The sequence below is a fragment of the Marinobacter sp. R17 genome (assembly GCF_003789045.1).
Lineage (GTDB): Bacteria > Pseudomonadota > Gammaproteobacteria > Pseudomonadales > Oleiphilaceae > Marinobacter_A > Marinobacter_A mangrovi.
Genome location: NZ_RHGZ01000047.1, coordinates 1 through 15,511 on the forward strand (window position 1 = coordinate 1; position 15,511 = coordinate 15,511).

General features: G+C 61.1%; 11 protein-coding genes. 4 read left to right on the forward strand and 7 right to left on the reverse strand.

From position 1 onward, the window contains the following. Positions 1 to 789: 789 nt before the first annotated feature. Together EB809_RS20575 and EB809_RS20580 are read right to left on the reverse strand one after the other, a co-directional pair. The gene (locus tag EB809_RS20575; RefSeq protein WP_123636734.1) at positions 790 to 1,965 is read right to left on the reverse strand and encodes a CmpA/NrtA family ABC transporter substrate-binding protein; all 1,176 of its coding nucleotides are present in this window, start codon (positions 1,963 to 1,965) and stop codon (positions 790 to 792) included. A gap of 15 nt (positions 1,966 to 1,980) precedes the next feature. Continuing rightward, the gene (locus tag EB809_RS20580; RefSeq protein WP_123636735.1) at positions 1,981 to 2,595 is read right to left on the reverse strand and encodes an ANTAR domain-containing response regulator; all 615 of its coding nucleotides are present in this window, start codon (positions 2,593 to 2,595) and stop codon (positions 1,981 to 1,983) included. A gap of 418 nt (positions 2,596 to 3,013) precedes the next feature. On the opposite strand from EB809_RS20580, the gene EB809_RS20585 reads away from it, so the two are divergent. Further along, a complete protein-coding gene (locus EB809_RS20585; protein WP_123636736.1) occupies positions 3,014 to 5,662 on the forward strand; it encodes a nitrate reductase in 2,649 nt (882 codons plus the stop codon). 7 nt (positions 5,663 to 5,669) lie between these two features. Here the strand turns inward: EB809_RS20585 and EB809_RS20590 are convergent, their stop codons facing one another. Then, complete coding sequence (locus EB809_RS20590; protein ID WP_223808066.1) at positions 5,670 to 6,368, reverse strand: hypothetical protein; 699 nt, start codon at positions 6,366 to 6,368, stop codon at positions 5,670 to 5,672. 287 nt (positions 6,369 to 6,655) lie between these two features. On the opposite strand from EB809_RS20590, the gene EB809_RS20595 reads away from it, so the two are divergent. The 3 genes from EB809_RS20595 to EB809_RS20605 are packed head-to-tail and all read left to right on the forward strand — an operon-like array spanning position 6,656 to position 9,963. Then, positions 6,656 to 7,117 (forward strand): (2Fe-2S)-binding protein, encoded by a 462-nt coding sequence (locus EB809_RS20595; protein WP_123636737.1) that lies wholly within the window; start codon positions 6,656 to 6,658, stop codon positions 7,115 to 7,117. Between the two features lie 3 nt (positions 7,118 to 7,120). Beyond that, a complete protein-coding gene (locus tag EB809_RS20600; protein WP_123636738.1) occupies positions 7,121 to 9,313 on the forward strand; it encodes a xanthine dehydrogenase family protein molybdopterin-binding subunit in 2,193 nt (730 codons plus the stop codon). 11 nt (positions 9,314 to 9,324) lie between these two features. Then, a complete protein-coding gene (locus EB809_RS20605; protein WP_223808067.1) occupies positions 9,325 to 9,963 on the forward strand; it encodes an Isoquinoline 1-oxidoreductase subunit in 639 nt (212 codons plus the stop codon). A gap of 76 nt (positions 9,964 to 10,039) precedes the next feature. On the opposite strand, the gene EB809_RS20610 is transcribed toward EB809_RS20605, so the two are convergent. The 4 genes from EB809_RS20610 to EB809_RS20625 form a co-directional block, all read right to left on the reverse strand. Beyond that, positions 10,040 to 10,471, reverse strand: coding sequence for a hypothetical protein (locus EB809_RS20610; protein ID WP_123636739.1), 432 nt, complete (start codon positions 10,469 to 10,471; stop codon positions 10,040 to 10,042). Between the two features lie 48 nt (positions 10,472 to 10,519). After that, positions 10,520 to 10,828 carry a hypothetical protein gene (locus tag EB809_RS20615; RefSeq protein WP_123636740.1) on the reverse strand — a complete coding sequence of 103 codons (309 nt, stop codon included), beginning with the start codon at positions 10,826 to 10,828 and terminating at the stop codon, positions 10,520 to 10,522. A 62-nt stretch (positions 10,829 to 10,890) separates the two neighbouring features. Then, entirely contained in the window at positions 10,891 to 13,125 is a 2,235-nt protein-coding gene (locus EB809_RS21130) for a hypothetical protein (RefSeq protein ID WP_223808068.1), read from the reverse strand. A 5-nt stretch (positions 13,126 to 13,130) separates the two neighbouring features. Next, positions 13,131 to 15,320 carry a type VI secretion system Vgr family protein gene (locus EB809_RS20625; protein ID WP_123636741.1) on the reverse strand — a complete coding sequence of 730 codons (2,190 nt, stop codon included), beginning with the start codon at positions 15,318 to 15,320 and terminating at the stop codon, positions 13,131 to 13,133. Positions 15,321 to 15,511: the final 191 nt, after the last annotated feature.

Here is a 15,511-nt window from a genome sequence, read left to right on the forward strand (position 1 = left end):
CACCCATCTGCTGGGCCACATCAACCTTAAAACCGCGCGACTGGAGCCCGCATGCCGGTGGCACGCGGGGGAAGAGGTGTAACCCATGTTGCCGGTTCAAAGTGTTACCCATGCTCCGGTTGAACAGAGAGAGGGGGACGAGGCGACAGCCTCGCTGGGCTTCCGATGGAACAAACGGGCGCCCATGGCGCCTCCCCCTCTCCCCGGCCCTCTCCCTCGAGGGGAGAGGGAGTCGGCTTGTGCAAACCGGCAACATGGGTGACACAAAGGCATCCAAGCCCTGAGAAGAGACGTGTGTATGAGCGTAGGTTGGGCTGACGCAGGAAGCCCAACAATAAGCGGGCACCGGACGCTCCCGTTATCGTGGGCATGACTGGAGCATGGATTCTCAAAAACCGGCTTGCTGGCCACTGGATGAGATTGGCTGCAACCCTGTCTTGTTGGGCTTCCTGCGTCAGCCCAACCTACGATACTGAGCGTCGGGAACCCATAGAGGCCATCGCTTCCGCCGCCCTAGAGATAGATCCCTGAGTTAGAGGCCCAAGAAGCCTCTCTCCCCTCGAGGGAGAGAGGTTTGGAGAGAGGGGGACGAGGCGACAGCCTCGCAGGGCTTCCGATGGAACAAACGGGCGCCCATGGCGCCTCCCCCTCTCCCCGGCCCTCTCCCGCGAGGGGAGAGGGAGTCGGCTTGTGCAAACCGGCAACATCGGTGACACAAAGGCATCTAAGCCCTGCGAAGAGACCTGTGTATGAGCGTAGATACTGAGACGGTGCATCGATCTCGGGCCGTCAGCCCGGCCAATGATGCACCTGCTCGCCGATCAGGCCGTCGCCAGCGATGTTCACCGGTCCCTCGCGACCTTCAACCATATGACTCAGGCGGTGGTGGCCCTCTGTCTTGGCGTCCATGGTGGGGGCATCGATGCCGGCGGAACTGGCGGCTTCCCGGAAGATGGCCGGTTTGACGATGCCGCGAATGTCGGCCGCCGAGGCTTCGCCCAGCTGTCCCCAGCGGGCCAGGCGCGTGGCCAGCCAGTGGGCCTGGGACAGCCACGGGAAATTGGCGCTGTCCCGGAAGAAGTGCTGGTGCAGGCGCGGATGGAACAGTGAAAACGGATGACCGTCCAATGCCTGGACCTGGTTCCCCAGGTAACGCTCATCGGACAGGATGTCCCGCAGGGCCGCGTGATGGTCGGGATCGTCCAGCCACTGGCAGGCGCTCAACAGCACGCGAATCAGCCTGCGGTGAATCTCCGGATGCTGTTCGGCCCAGTCCTGGCGCATGCCCAGGACTTTTTCGGGGGAGTTCTGCCAGATCTGGTGACCAGCGTGGAGGATGACACCCAGGTCCTGCCATTCCAGCAGGCTGTTCCAGGGTTCGCCCACACAACAGCCTTCGATATGGCCGGCGCGGAAGGCGTCCAGCATCTGGATCGGGGACACCGGCACAATCTGGATATGGTGACGGGCATCGGGACCGGCAGTGGCGACCCAGTCGCGCAACTGCAGGTCATGGCTGGACCAGGGCGCCACCGAAGCCAACTGGATCGGCGAACCCCGACGGCGGGCGACGTCCACCAGGGCCCGGGCCGACGCCAGCGGATCATTAGGATCGGCGCCGGCGGCCATCAGTTTCGGATAGAGGGACGTGGATACGGTAATGCCATTGCCGTTCCGACTCAGCACCATGCCGGTGGTGATCGGTGTGCGCGGTCGGTCGGTAGCCAGGGACATGGCCAGCGGCATGGGGGCGAGCATGTGGGCGCCGTCCAGCAGTCCGAACGACACCTTATCCCGCAGGGACGCCCAGGAGCCTTCCCGCACCAATTCGACGTCAAGCCCCTCGCGGAAGAACAGGCCCAGCTCATGGGCGATGATCAGCGGGGCGCTGTCGAGCAGCGGTACGAAGCCCAGTCTCAACGTGAAGCCTTTTCGCCGGCGCAACGGGATGGGATCGGATGCCATGGGATCCTTCCTTGATCAGGACGCGCGCTGTAACTTATCGGAATCCTTGCCGAACATCTCGATCACACGCTGGGCGATCTGCCCGATGCGCTGACTGTGGTCCATCGCCGCCTTCTGCAGGACCCGGTAGGCTTCCGCTTCGTCGCAGTTCTCGCGCTTCATGATCAGACCTTTGGCCCGGTCGATCAGCTTGCGCTCCTCCAGCTGGGTGCGCGTTTGCTCCAGCTCGTCACGCAGGGATTGGAACGCTTCGAAACGGGCGACGGCGGTGTCGATGATGCCGCGCACGTGCTGTGGCTGGACGCCGTCGACGACATAGGCGCTGACGCCGGCGCGAACCGCCGCCTGGATGGTGTTGCGGTCGCTCTGTTCCTGCGCGAAGAACACGATCGGGCGGGGCGCGTGGGCATTGAGCGTGCTCATGTTTTCCAGCGTATCCCGGTCCGGCAGGTCCATGTCGATGATGACCATGTCGGGTTCATCCCGGGCCACGGCCGCCGTCAATCCAATCGCGTTCGGGCGATGGCTGATCACCTCGTGACCTTCCGCCTCAAGGGCTTTTCGGACGACCATCGAGCGGTCGGCGTCGTTGTCGATCAGCAGGATGCGGAGTGGTTCGAATGCAGTCATGGCATGGTCCTCGTTAATCTGACTATCGCCGAAGCAAAAACCTGACCACTGCTTGCCTGTATTTTTTAAAAGCCTGAATTGTCGAGATAAATTGATAGTTGAGAAAGTCATTCGGTGGTTCGAAGGGGCGTCTCAGTCGCCCAGCGGTGGTTCAAAATCAGGTGCTTTGCACTGTTTTGGGTGTGATCGGGGACCTGAAAGCCGCATTCTCCGGCTTTTTGGGCTGGCCCTTATATTGCTTCTTACCCTCGGGTGAAGTGCAAACGATCCTCTGGGGTCCGCCACTTCCTCTCTATATTGACGTCTGGCGACGATTGAGCCTGGCAATGACGCCCGGGAGACGATGCGACAGTGGAAACGCTGTGGTGTGGTCTCCCGGGCTTTTTTTTGGATTTTTGACCGGGAGTGAGAAACGCCCGTGAACGACAAGGCGCAAGCAACCTGCACAACCTGTCCCTATTGTGGCGTGGGCTGCGGTGTCGCGGTGACGGCCGGCGAGCCGGTACAGGGCGACACGACCCACCCGGCCAACTATGGGCGGCTGTGCGTGAAGGGATCGAGTCTCCACGAAACCCTGGGTGACAACGGGCGTCTGTTACACCCCCGGGTTCGCGGTCGGCGCACGGACTGGTCGCACGCCGTGCAGTCGGTGGCGGGGGCCATTCGCGAGGCGCTGGCGCAGCACGGTCCCGGTTCGGTGGGGTTCTACCTGTCCGGGCAGCTGCTGACCGAGGATTACTACGCCGCCAACAAGCTGGCGAAAGGGTTTATCGGCACGCCCCACGTCGACACCAACTCCCGTCTTTGTATGTCCTCCGCCGTGGCCGCCCACAAGCGGGCGTTCGGGGCCGATGTGGTGCCCGGCTGCTATGACGACCTTGAAATGGCCGATCTGCTGGTGCTGGTGGGCAGCAACGCCGCCTGGAACCATCCCATCCTGTTCCAGCGGATGCAGGCGGCTGCCCGCGACGGTCGCCGGGTGGTGGTCATCGATCCGCGACAGACGGCCACCAGCGATTTGGCCGACCTGCATCTGAGCCTGCGTCCGGGCAGCGATGCCGCCTTGTTTAATGGCCTGCTCACCTGGCTGGCGGACAGGCAGATGGTCGATCGGGATTACATCTCGGCCTCTTGCGATGGATTCGATGATGCCCTCGTCGCCGCCCGTCAATCGGCGCCGGATGTCGACGCGGTTGCCGATGCCTGCGACTTGCCGGTGGACGATGTGGCACGTTTCTTCAACTGGTTCGCGGGCACACCGCGCACCGTCACCGTGTTCTCACAGGGTGTGAATCAGTCCAGTTCCGGCACCGACAAGGGCAACGCCATCATCAACTGCCATCTGGCCACCGGCCGGGTCGGCAAGCCCGGCGCTTCGCCTTTCTCCATTACCGGCCAGCCCAACGCCATGGGCGGTCGCGAAGTCGGTGGCCTGGCCAACACGCTGGCGGCCCATATGGACTACCAGAACGACGCGGATCGCGATCGGGTGCAGCGTTTCTGGCGCTCGCCCGGCCTGGCCGATGGTCCCGGATACAAGGCCGTGGACCTGTTCGACGCGGTGCATCGCGGTGAGATCAAGGTCCTGTGGATCATGGCCACCAACCCGGCGGTCAGCCTGCCGGACAACGCCCGGGTGCGGGAAGCGCTGGCAAGTTGCCCCACCGTCATCGTCTCCGACTGCGTCGCCGAGACGGACACCACGGCCTACGCCGACATCCTGCTGCCGGCGATGGGCTGGGGCGAAAAGGACGGCACCGTGACCAATTCCGAACGGCGTATTTCCCGCCAACGGGCCTTCCTGCCGCCCACAGGCGAGGCTCGGCCGGACTGGTGGATCATCAGTGAAGTGGCCCGCGAGCTGGGCTACGGTGATGCCTTCAGCTACACTACGCCGGTCGATGTGTTTCGTGAGCATGCTGCCCTGTCGGCGTTTGAGAACGACGGGCGCCCGTTCGACCTGACCGGCTTCAAGGACATGGATTCCGAGAGCTACGATGCGCTGGCGCCGATCCAGTGGCCCGTCAATCAACGGTACCCGCAAGGCCGACCCCGGATCTTCGACGATGGCCGTTTTGCCACGCCGGGCGGTCGTGCTCAATTCGTTGCCATCACCCCGGATCAGCCTGTGCAACAGACGGATCGCGACTACCCAATGGTGGTCAACAGCGGGCGGATCCGCGATCAGTGGCACACCATGACCCGAACCGGACGCGCGGCTCGGCTCTGGCAGCACCGGGCCGAACCGTTCATTGATGTGCACCCGGAGGATCTGGAGCGACTCGGCCTCAGGGCGGGTCAACTGGGTCGTTTGGACGGGGCCCGGGGCGCGTTTGTCGGTCGCCTGCAGGCAGTGCCAGAGCAGCGCCCTGGCGAGGTGTTCATTCCCATCCACTGGAACCGGCAGTACGCCGGTGAGGCCCTGGCGTCGGACCTGATGGCGGCGGTGGTGGATCCGGTATCCGGCCAGCCGGAGTCCAAGCACGGCGTGGCACAGCTGAGCGCGGCGCCGGTGCGCTGGCAGGCCCGTTTGTTGTGTCGGCCCGGACACACCGGCGTGTGGCGGGCGGGGTATTGGTCTCGGGTACCGCTGGACGGCTGTGAGAGCTGGTGGCTGGCCGGCGAGGACAACGCCGACTGGCCCGACTGGGCGTCCCGCTGGCTGGGCGGTCAGCCGCAGGTGGAAATGCACGATGCCGGTGCGGGTCGCTATCGCGCCGCGCGTTTCCATCAGGGGCAGCTGCTGGCGGTGTTGATTGCCGAACCGGCGGACAGCCCGTTCCCGGATCTGGCGTGGCTGGCGACCTGTTTTGAACGGGATGACCTGACGACTGCCGATCGGCGGGCGATCCTGGCCGGGCGCGATGCGGATCTGCCGGACATCGGGCCGGTGATCTGCAGCTGTTTCCAGATCGGGCAGAAGCAGATCGAGGCGGCCATTGGGGATGGCTCGGATTCCCCAGAGGCCCTGGGGCGACAGTTGAAGTGCGGTACCAACTGCGGGTCCTGTATACCGGAGCTGCGCAAGCTGATCGAAACCACGCAGATCGCGGCGGAAGCGGAGTAACCGGCTTTCAGTGGCTGTGGCGCATCATGGAAACCGGAACCCGGTAGCGCGCCCCGCGCCAGCGCCCGGTGCCCTGCACCGTGCAGGTTCGCCGGTTCACCCGAATAATCCGACCTTCGCGCTGGCGGGGCGCCTGGCCAAACTGGACGGTATCGCCGACGGCAAATCGCGAGAGTTGGTCGCGCACGTCGTCCAGCGTCATGATCGACCGGGGCAGCTCAATGCCCTGCTGTTGACTCTTCTCCATCAAAAACGCCCGCACGGCCTCGGCGCCACCACTGGCGTGCATTTCATCGAGAATCCGGTAAAACGCCGCGTTGTGCACTGAGCCATGATGACGTTCACCACTGACGTTCTGCAGCAGGTGAGCGAACTCGTGGCAACAGGTGTGCGCCAGCAGGTTGCAGGTGGACACCTCACCTTCAAAGTAGTCCCGGCCCTGGATTTCTCGCGTCGACAGCCAGCCCTGGCTGGTGATCCCCTCGAACTTCGCGGCCACCATCTGGCGGCCGTAGGTGATGGTATGCCGACGGCTGTGCGGATCGAACTTGTGGTAGGTCGCCTGACCGCTACCGGCACGGCACTTCAGCTCGCTCCCGGCATGGCGCGCCTGCACCCACTCGCGGGCCGGACCCCAGAGGATGGCTTCGGTGGCGGCTCCCATCAGGAGGGCAACGCGATGAGCGGTTTCAGGTGCGATAGACATGGCCCTGGCGGAGACAGTGAATAAACGCCTGCATAATGGCGTGCGCCGGGAATGCCTGCAACCCCGGAACTTGCCCGTTTCTGCAGCAGGAATTGCCAAGGATTGGAGTTGTACCCCGCTGGTACGCAAGCTAGCTTTATAGCCATCCCCTGCGTTCTGATCGGCAGCAATTTCCGAGAACCCGCCGATCATCGGTAGCACGACAATAACGATTCCCCTGGCGACGGCAAACTGATCTGTGCGACGGATCGTAACGTCTGGATCGACCGGGATTGAGGAGAGAGACCATGGCGATCAGTTTCGAGCTGAATGGCAAGGAAGTGTCGGCCGACGTGGAGCCGGACACCCCGTTGCTCTGGGTCCTGCGGGACCATTTCAAGCTGACAGGCACCAAGTTTGGCTGCGGCATTGCCCAATGCGGCGCCTGCACGGTGCACCTGAACGGCCTGACCCGCCGTTCCTGCATCACCCCCATTTCCCAGGTCGACGGCGGTACGGTCACCACCATTGAAGGGGTGTCCGGTGAGGAAGCCCGCGCGATCCAGGACGCCTGGGTCGCCCTGGATGTGCCCCAGTGCGGCTTTTGCCAATCCGGGCAGGTGATGTCGGCCACCGCCTTGCTGCGGGAGATTCCCAAGCCGACGGACGAGAACATCGATCAGGCCATGGCCGGTAACATCTGCCGCTGCGCCACGTACGTGCGAATCCGCAAGGCCATTCACCGGGCATCGGATTCAATGGAGGGCTGATCCATGACGCGTCAACCTGAAACAACAGCAACCGGCGGCCTGACCCGTCGTGGCTTTCTTAAGGGTGCCGCGGCTTCGGCGGCCAGCCTGGTCATCGGCGTTCACCTGCCCAACCGGGCGTGGGCCGAAGACGGCGTGGAACCCGCAGCCGGGGCGTTTGCCCCTAACGCCTTTGTGCGGATCGACCCGGACAGCACAGTTACCGTCATCGTCAAACACATCGAATTCGGCCAGGGCCCGGTGACGGGGCTGTCGACCCTGGTCGCGGAAGAACTGGATGCCGACTGGCTGCAGATGCGCGCCGAACTGGCGCCCGCCGACACCGCCAAGTACACCAACAAACTGTTTGGCTTGCAGGGCACCGGCGGCTCCACCGCCATGGCCAGCTCCTTCGAGCCCATGCGCAAGGCCGGTGCGGCGGCCCGAGCCGTGCTGGTGCAGGCGGCAGCCAACCGGTGGGGTGTCGATCCCGGCGAGATCACGATTGAGCGCGGCACGCTGAGCGATGGTTCCGGGAGTCACAAGGCCTCATTCGGCGATCTGGTGGCCGACGCCGCCAAGTTGGAAGTGCCCGGCGATCCCACGCTGAAATCCCCGGACCAGTTCCGCCTGATCGGCACCCAGGTTGGCAAGCTGGATACGCCGGAAAAAAGTAACGGCAAGCAGATCTTTACCCTGGATCTGTACCCGGACGACCTGATCACGGCGACCATCCTTCATCCGCCTCAGTTTGGTGCCAAGGTGGCCTCCGTCGACGACAGTGCGGCCCGTGCCGTAAAAGGCGTGATCGATGTGAAAACCGTGCCCGCCGGTGTGGCCGTCTACGCGGAAAACACCCATGCGGCACTCAAGGGGCGCAAAGCGCTGAAAGTCCAGTGGGACAGCAGCGGCGCCGAGACCCGTTCCACCCTGCAGATGGAACGGGAGTACAGCCAGGCCGCCAAAAAACCGGGCCTGGATGCCCGCAGCGACGGCGACGTCGAAAAGGCCCTGGGCTCTGCGGATACGGTCATTGAAGCCGAATATTTCTTCCCTTTCCTCGCCCATGCCCCAATGGAAACCCTCGATGCGGTCATCCAGTTCAAGGAGGGGCAGATCACCGCCTGGATGGGGACCCAGATCCAGACCCTCGACCGGGGTGGCCTGGCCCAGGTGTTTGGTGTCGATAAAGAAAAGGTCATGCTGTACACCCAGTATGCCGGTGGCAGCTTTGGTCGCCGGGCTCAACCGGGCGCGGACTTTGCCGTCGAAGCCGCACAGGTCTCCAAAGCGATGGATACGGACCGGCCGGTCAAACTGATGTGGACCCGGGAAAACGATATCCAGGGCGGTCGCTATCGGCCGCTGGCGATACATCGCCTGCGCGGAGGCCTGGACAAGGATGGCAACATCGTTGCCTGGGACCAGCAGATCGCTGTGCAGTCCTTCATGAAGGGAACGCCCTTTGAGGATTTCATGATCAAGGACGGCATCGACGCCAGCGCGGTCGAAGGCTCCAAGGAGCTGCCCTACGCCATCCCCAACCTGCGTGTCGGCCAGCATTTGATGGACAACGGCGTGCCCACCCTGTGGTGGCGCTCGGTTGAACACACCCACAACGCCTACGCCAATGAAACCTTCCTGGACGAGCTGTTCGAGCGGGCCGGTACGGATCCGGTGGAAGGTCGGCTTGCTCTGTTGGGCGATAAACATCCCCGGCACAGCGGCGTCCTGAAAAAAGTCGCCGAGATGGTGAAGAAGGCCGGCGACGTGCCCGAAGGGCGCCAGCGAGGCGTAGCGGTGCACAAGAGCTTCGGCAGCTACGTGGCGCAGATCGCCGAAGTGTCCAAAAACGCGGCCGGTGAGCCGCGGGTTCACAGGATGTGGTGTGCTGTGGACTGCGGCGTGCCCGTCAATCCGGACGTGATCCGGGCCCAGATGGAAGGGGGCATGGGGTACGGCATCGGCGCCGTGCTCTATGATGCCATTTCCCTGAGCGACGGCGGCTATGTGGAGCAGTCCAACTTCGACCGCTACCGCTCGATACGCATCAACGAAATGCCCGACATCGAAGTCGAGGTGATCCGGTCCACCGAACCGCCTACCGGCGTGGGTGAACCGGGGACGCCGCCATCCGGTCCGGCCATCGCCAATGCCTGGCGCCGCCTGACCGGCCAATCCGTCCACCGGCTGCCGCTGGTTCCGATCACCGCGTAAGGAGACACATCGTGAAACGTATCGTGATTGCCATTGGCTGCGCCGCGCTGGTGTCGCTGGGTCTCTGCCTGAAGATCGGCACCGCCATCGCAGCGGACAGCGAGGCCGCCAAGGCCCAGACCCTCCAATCCCCGGAAGACTTCGCCAACATCCGCGACGAGTCCAAGCGCTCCGTCGCGATGTTCAGCGAAATGGGCAAAGTGCTCACCCACCCCCGTTGCGTGTCCTGTCACCCCCGCGGTGACAGCCCGCTGCAGGGTATGGACCTACACAAACACGAACCGCCCATCGTCCGCGGCGCCGGCGGCATGGGCGCCCCAGGTATGCGCTGCTCCACCTGCCACGGCGACGACAACGTCGCCTTCAGCACCGAAGAGGGCTCCATTCCCGGCCACCCCGGCTGGCGACTGGCGCCCAAATCCATGGCCTGGGAAGGCAAGAGCCTGGGCGAAATCTGCCGTCAGCTGAAAGACCAAGACCGCAGCCACATGACTCTGGAAGAACTGCAAAAGCACAACGCCACCGACGGCCTGGTCGGCTGGGGCTGGCATCCCGGCGAAGGGCGGATACCCGTGCCCGGGACGCAGGAGATTTTTGGGGAGTTGACTCAGGCCTGGATTGATACGGGGGCGGTTTGTCCTGAGGGGTAGGCCGCGTGAACGCTGTTCTGTAATAAAACCGTGTTTCTAAAGTAATTTGAGGGGCGATCGACCTGGAGGGATCGCCTCAATATTTCTCGCAACGATCTAGTTTCATTGTTTTTTGTCCATTTTTAAGCACATAGTCAGCATCTTTCGCCCAGATATAATCATTTGTAACAGGGCTGTAAAAGCCTTTCCAGGTGAAGAGCAGCCCTCCATCCTCTAGCAATGTTCCCGTTGCCAAGGACTTCTGCTTGGAGAACGAATCCCAGTTCAGCATCATGCCGCCTCGCCCAAGCTCTACAGTGTCCGAATAAAAAAATCGATAAGTGCGATCTTCCCGTTCGGCTGTTGAGGAGATGACGATTTGATTGCTGGATACAGCGAGTGTTGCGTGGCTGGAGTCGGTGAACTGTATCCTGCCGATCCCTGAATGGCAGTCCAGCGCCCAACTGCCTGCCGTCGCTGTGAATGACGTGAATACGAGGAATGTGAGCAGAGCAATTTTAATGAACACTTGATGTGCTCGCTGGCATGAGACGCTCCTTGTTACTACCCCCGGTTACTAATTCTTGCCAGTTGCTGAGCAGGTAATTTCTTCGCTGTACACATCGATAGAGCATTCCTGCTCATTCCAGGGCGCTGCCGCAATAAAGCGGACACCGCTGATGTCTACGGTTATGTCTGTTGCGTATACAGAAGGGGCATCTCGTTCGAGATTAATTCCCGAGTCACCCAGTTCGCAATACCGCTTTTTGCTGCCTTTGAAAATGTCGACTGTGATGCAAGGGTCTGATTTGATGACATACGCTGCGAAGTGCTCGATTCCCGATTTCAGGCGGTAGTCTGTTGCGTAAAACTTGTAATCGGACATCGCTTTGTCAGCCGCTGCCGGGGACCCGATTGTTGCTGAAGCCAACAAGAATATGATTCTCTTCATAGTAGTCGTTCTAATCTGCTTTCATAACGATTTTGGTCTACGCCGCTTGAAAGCCAATTTCTGTCTTTCATGGCTTTGTAGAATGATGAAGTCGGGCCGCTAATGCCGTTACTTAAATCGGCTACGAGAGCGGGTATAAACCATGCCCGGGTTGTTGGGGAGTTGTCACCGCGATAAGTCAAATCGACCAGCACGTCCTTTACAGGATCAGATAATTTATGCCATTCGACAACGTGCTTTGGGTCGTAGGCAGCTCGCACGTCCGGCTTCGTGATTAGCCGAATCGTCTTTTCTATATATTCAGCATAGACCTCAAGGAAGAGAAAGTGCTGTTGCTTTCTAGTGAGTTCTTGCTCGTCTGCGGGGATTGTCGCATTAAGTGTCTGGTAATATGAATAAGCTGCAGATGTAGTCTTTCGAGCACCATCCTTTAGCCATTCGATCAGATGACTAGCAATGGGACGGCAGTTGTTCGCAACAGCGCATAGGAGTCTCTCTACTTCGCCCCCATCTCTTTGTCCAATGTCCAGACCGCGGCCAAATGTAATTCCCGAGTTTCCGATGACCTTGCCTTGGTTGTTCGGAATATGTGGCCGCCTTGAGAAATAGGGACTGTTTTCGATGTCGTTGCCTTCGACATCAAAAGTGAGCTGGCCTCTAGGGACTATTAACCACTTTTTGTCCATCTCATCGTCAAAGTCTTTCGAATGTAATGAGAATGGATAAAGATGCCAAACTAAAGCACCTTTAAATCCGTCTAGATTGATTCGATCCATCCAGCCTAGCTTTCTTACTCGTTCCTCTTCGTGCTCGATCAACGCCAAGCTACCCAATGACGGGTATATTCCCTTAAACCTCTCCATCATGGCTTTGGACTTGGGAGTCCACCACTCACTATTGTGCTTGGCCACAATTTTGTGACGCTCTTCTGCCGTCTCGCTGTCGGTAAGCCTTTCTCGAACCGCCTCGGCGTGGAGTATCGCTGGCTTGGACTCCTCATCAGGTGAGCAAAGCGACCGAAAAAAATCGGGCACTTTTTCCGGATCAAGCACACCATCGCAATCGCTACCATCGACCAGTTTAAAACCTTCGTCCTGCCATTTTTTTGAGTTGACGACGGTCTCGACGTCATCTTCCGGGCTGAAGACTTCAAGGTGGATCATGGCATTGCCGGTCCTGCCGCCTTCCAGGCCGGCAGGGCCTTCGTAGAGACCTAGATAGCCAATGGTATCGCCCGCACGGATCGGAACCGGGTTTGGAAGTTCGTAAAGTTTATCCAGTTGGGTAGGCGTTTCGGAAATGATATCGATGTACTGTTCTTCGACGCAAACCCACTGGCTTCGGCCTGATTCGGGGAGTTCACAGCGGGCCATCTTGCGGGCTTTGCCACCGATTTCCTGGAACTGGACCCGATGGGCATCGAAGCGGATTTTTGTGCCGGCGCTGATGGAGTGAGCCGGATCGCCCGCCAGTTTGAATCCGGTTTGCCCCTTGTTCGGTTTAGGATCGGCGCGACCGTTCATTTTTTCTTTGACTGTGGCTTCGGCCTGATCGTAAATCCAGTTCGGTCGGCTGACCGAAATCTGTTCCATGACCGTTTCATCTTTGGCAATCCACAGGGTGTCCGTGCCCTTGGTCGCCAGAACCTGATTGTTGCTCACACCCTCCGAAAGCATCCGAATACGCATGAAATCGTAGGCAACGCCGTTGATTTGCCCCTGTTGAATGGCTTCTCCCGCGACCGGCTCAAAGGTTTCGCCCACGGGCAGCGTCACTGCGGGGGCTTGCTGGCCGTTTTGGGGCACACTATTGCGCACGTTTCTGCGTTGGTTCAGACGATAACGCTCTGTGGATGGCCACTGCTTCCAGGGACAAAGGTGCATGTACAGGGAATAGTAGGTAAACCCCTGCGTTTGGCCTTTGTCATCTTCCTGCTCGTAATGATGGCGGACTAAACAGAAGCTGTTGGAATAATTTAGGGTTTCACCTTTGAATTCAGAGGTGAGGTAGTCCTCCATCATGCGGTAGGCGACCACTTCTCCATCGGCAATGCAACGGACCGGATAGGTGTCCTTCGCCCAGGGCGCGCTGTCTTCACTGATGTGAATGCCGCCGTGCCAGGTCTGAGTGGTGAGCAGGTACAGATCGTCACCCGCATCCTGAATCAGTTTGCTCAGTTCCTCGGCGTTTTCGAATTCTGTGCCGTCCTGCTTGACTATCGGCAACCGCATGAATATCAGTCCTTCCTAACCATTGAGAACAGGACAAAGCCTTCGTCGTTCTGTTCTTTGTCGTCTTCCTGAGTGACTTTGCTTGCCGCACTTGCCGCACTTGCCGCCTTGGATGCGCCGCTGGCGGATGCTGCCAGCGCTGTAGAAGAGGCCATAGCGGATGAGGTGGCCTGGGCTGCTGTGGTAGCCGTAGCTTCGGGAGTCGCGTCCGCCGAAGCGGTGGCGCGAGTTGACGTATCAGCGAGCGCATCAGGCTTCACGGTGCTATTGGCATTTTTGTCCAGGACTTGCGGGGCGGTGGGTGTGGCTGCCGCTGCAGCGGTTCCACTCCCCGGCGCCCCGCCGGAATTCATTTTGATCATCGGCCCGGAGACGGTGACGCCGCTGGGGTCGACTTTGACGAAGCTGCCGCCGGCCTTGAGGGTGATTTCGGCGCCGGCCTCGACGACGATCTTCATGCCCGCTTTATGGTGGATCTCGGTGCCGGCTTCCACCAGTTGGGCTTTGCCCTGTTTGCTGTGGTGGGTACCGCCTACCGTCAGGCTCATGTCCTTTCCGATTTTCTCCCGCTTTTCCCCATCAATGGTGCTGTGGTCGTTGGCCTGGATGTGGGCGTAGCGGTCGTTGTCGACGGTCAGGTGGCTGTCGTGGTGAATCACCTCGGTGCGGTCGTTCTCGGTGAGCAGGTCCAGGTCCTTCTGGGCGTGGACGTAGATCTGTTCCTTGTCCGCCTCGTCCTCGAAGCGCAGTTCGTTGCTGCCCTCGCCCTTATGGGTCTGGGTTTTCAGGGTCGTTCGGGTTTTATGCTCCGGCAGCGCGTAGGGCGGCGTGTTGGTGGCGTGGTAGGTGCGCCCGGTGATGATCGGCTGGTCGGGATCGCCATCGAGGAAGGAGACGATGACCTCGTGGCCGATGCGGGGTAACGCCATAAAGCCGTAACTGCCCCCGGCCCAGCCCTGGCTGACCCGCAGCCAGGCGCTGCTGTGTTCGTCGTTCTGGCTGTAACGGTCCCAGGGGAACCTTACTTTGACGCGCCCATGTTCATCGCAGTGGATTTCTTCACCTTGGGGGCCGGTGACGATGGCGACCTGCGGGCCGTCCATGATGGGTCTCTGCGGGGGCTCCGGCCGCCAGGCGGTGTCCCCGGGCACACTCTTGAAGGTGTTGCTGTAGGTGGTGGGCTCGGAACCGCCTTCCTCTTCCAGCGCCTGGGGCTGCTTGCCGGTGTGTTTGACGGTGGTGATCAGCCAGTCCCGGTTGAGGGTGTCGGTGCTGTGGCCGGAGAGGGTGACCTTGGCCCCGGCGCTGAAGTCCGGGCGGTTGCTCTCGCCAGTTCCGAGGCTGGCGTCCTTGCGCAGGCTGTCCAGTCTCGCTTCGGTGTAGGGCTGGCCGGAGGCATCGCCCTTGAAGCGGCCGGGATAGTCGTAGTGTTCGTAGTCGCTGCGCTGGCTGTCCAGGTCCGCCGCATTGGCCTCGTGCATCAGGGCGTAGGCGGGGTTCTTGAAGGTGTAGTCCTTCATCGCCACCCCGGCGACGGAGACCGTTTCGGTGTAGCTGAATTTAAAGACGCAGGGGGTCTTGTGGGAACCGCCTGAGGTGGCGTTGTAGCCCACTTCCGGCAGTTGCGGGGCATCCCGGTGGTGATCGGCGATCACGATCGGCTGACCGGCCGTCGCCTGATCGAAGCGGTAGTGCCAGCCTTCCTCGGCGGCAATACGACTGAGAAAAGCCAGATCCGTTTCCCGGTGCTGGACGCAGTATTCCCGTTCTTGCGGAGTCCGCTTCAGATCAAAGGTCTTGTCCACCAGCCCGCGCTCGTCCAGCAGGGTGCCGAGAATCACATCCGGCGTCTGCTGCTGGAAGATGCGGCTGTTGTGCATCAGCCCCAGGCGCCACAGGGCGGGTCGCACTTCGACCTCATAACGGGTGCGACGATGGCCACTGTCGCCCCGGCTGAAGGCGGTGACGATCCCCTGGACGTTGCGCAGGGCCTGACCGTCCTGCCAGACCACCAGCTCCACGCCTTTGTCCAGCACATCGCTGGCGGCAATATCCGCAAAGGCGCTGGCCAGCTTCAGGGTCAGGGTAAAGGGCCGGGACAGGTGCTCTTCGAGTTCGAACTCGACCACCGCAAAGGTGTCGTCCGGCAGGGTGCCGAGGCGGGCCGTGAACTGCAGGCCGGTAGGTAGGGGCATGGTCTCATCCTTGAAACTGGAAAACCGCGATCTCGCTTCTGAGGACACGAATGGCGGCGTTGCTCGGTACTCGCTCCCTCAGCGACCCCAAACGGTCAGCTTCAGTCGCTGCGTGCCGTGCGCCTTGCCCTTCGCGCCCTCAGAAACGAGCTCAACTTCCCGTCACAGTGTCCGCTGGACGGCCACTTGCC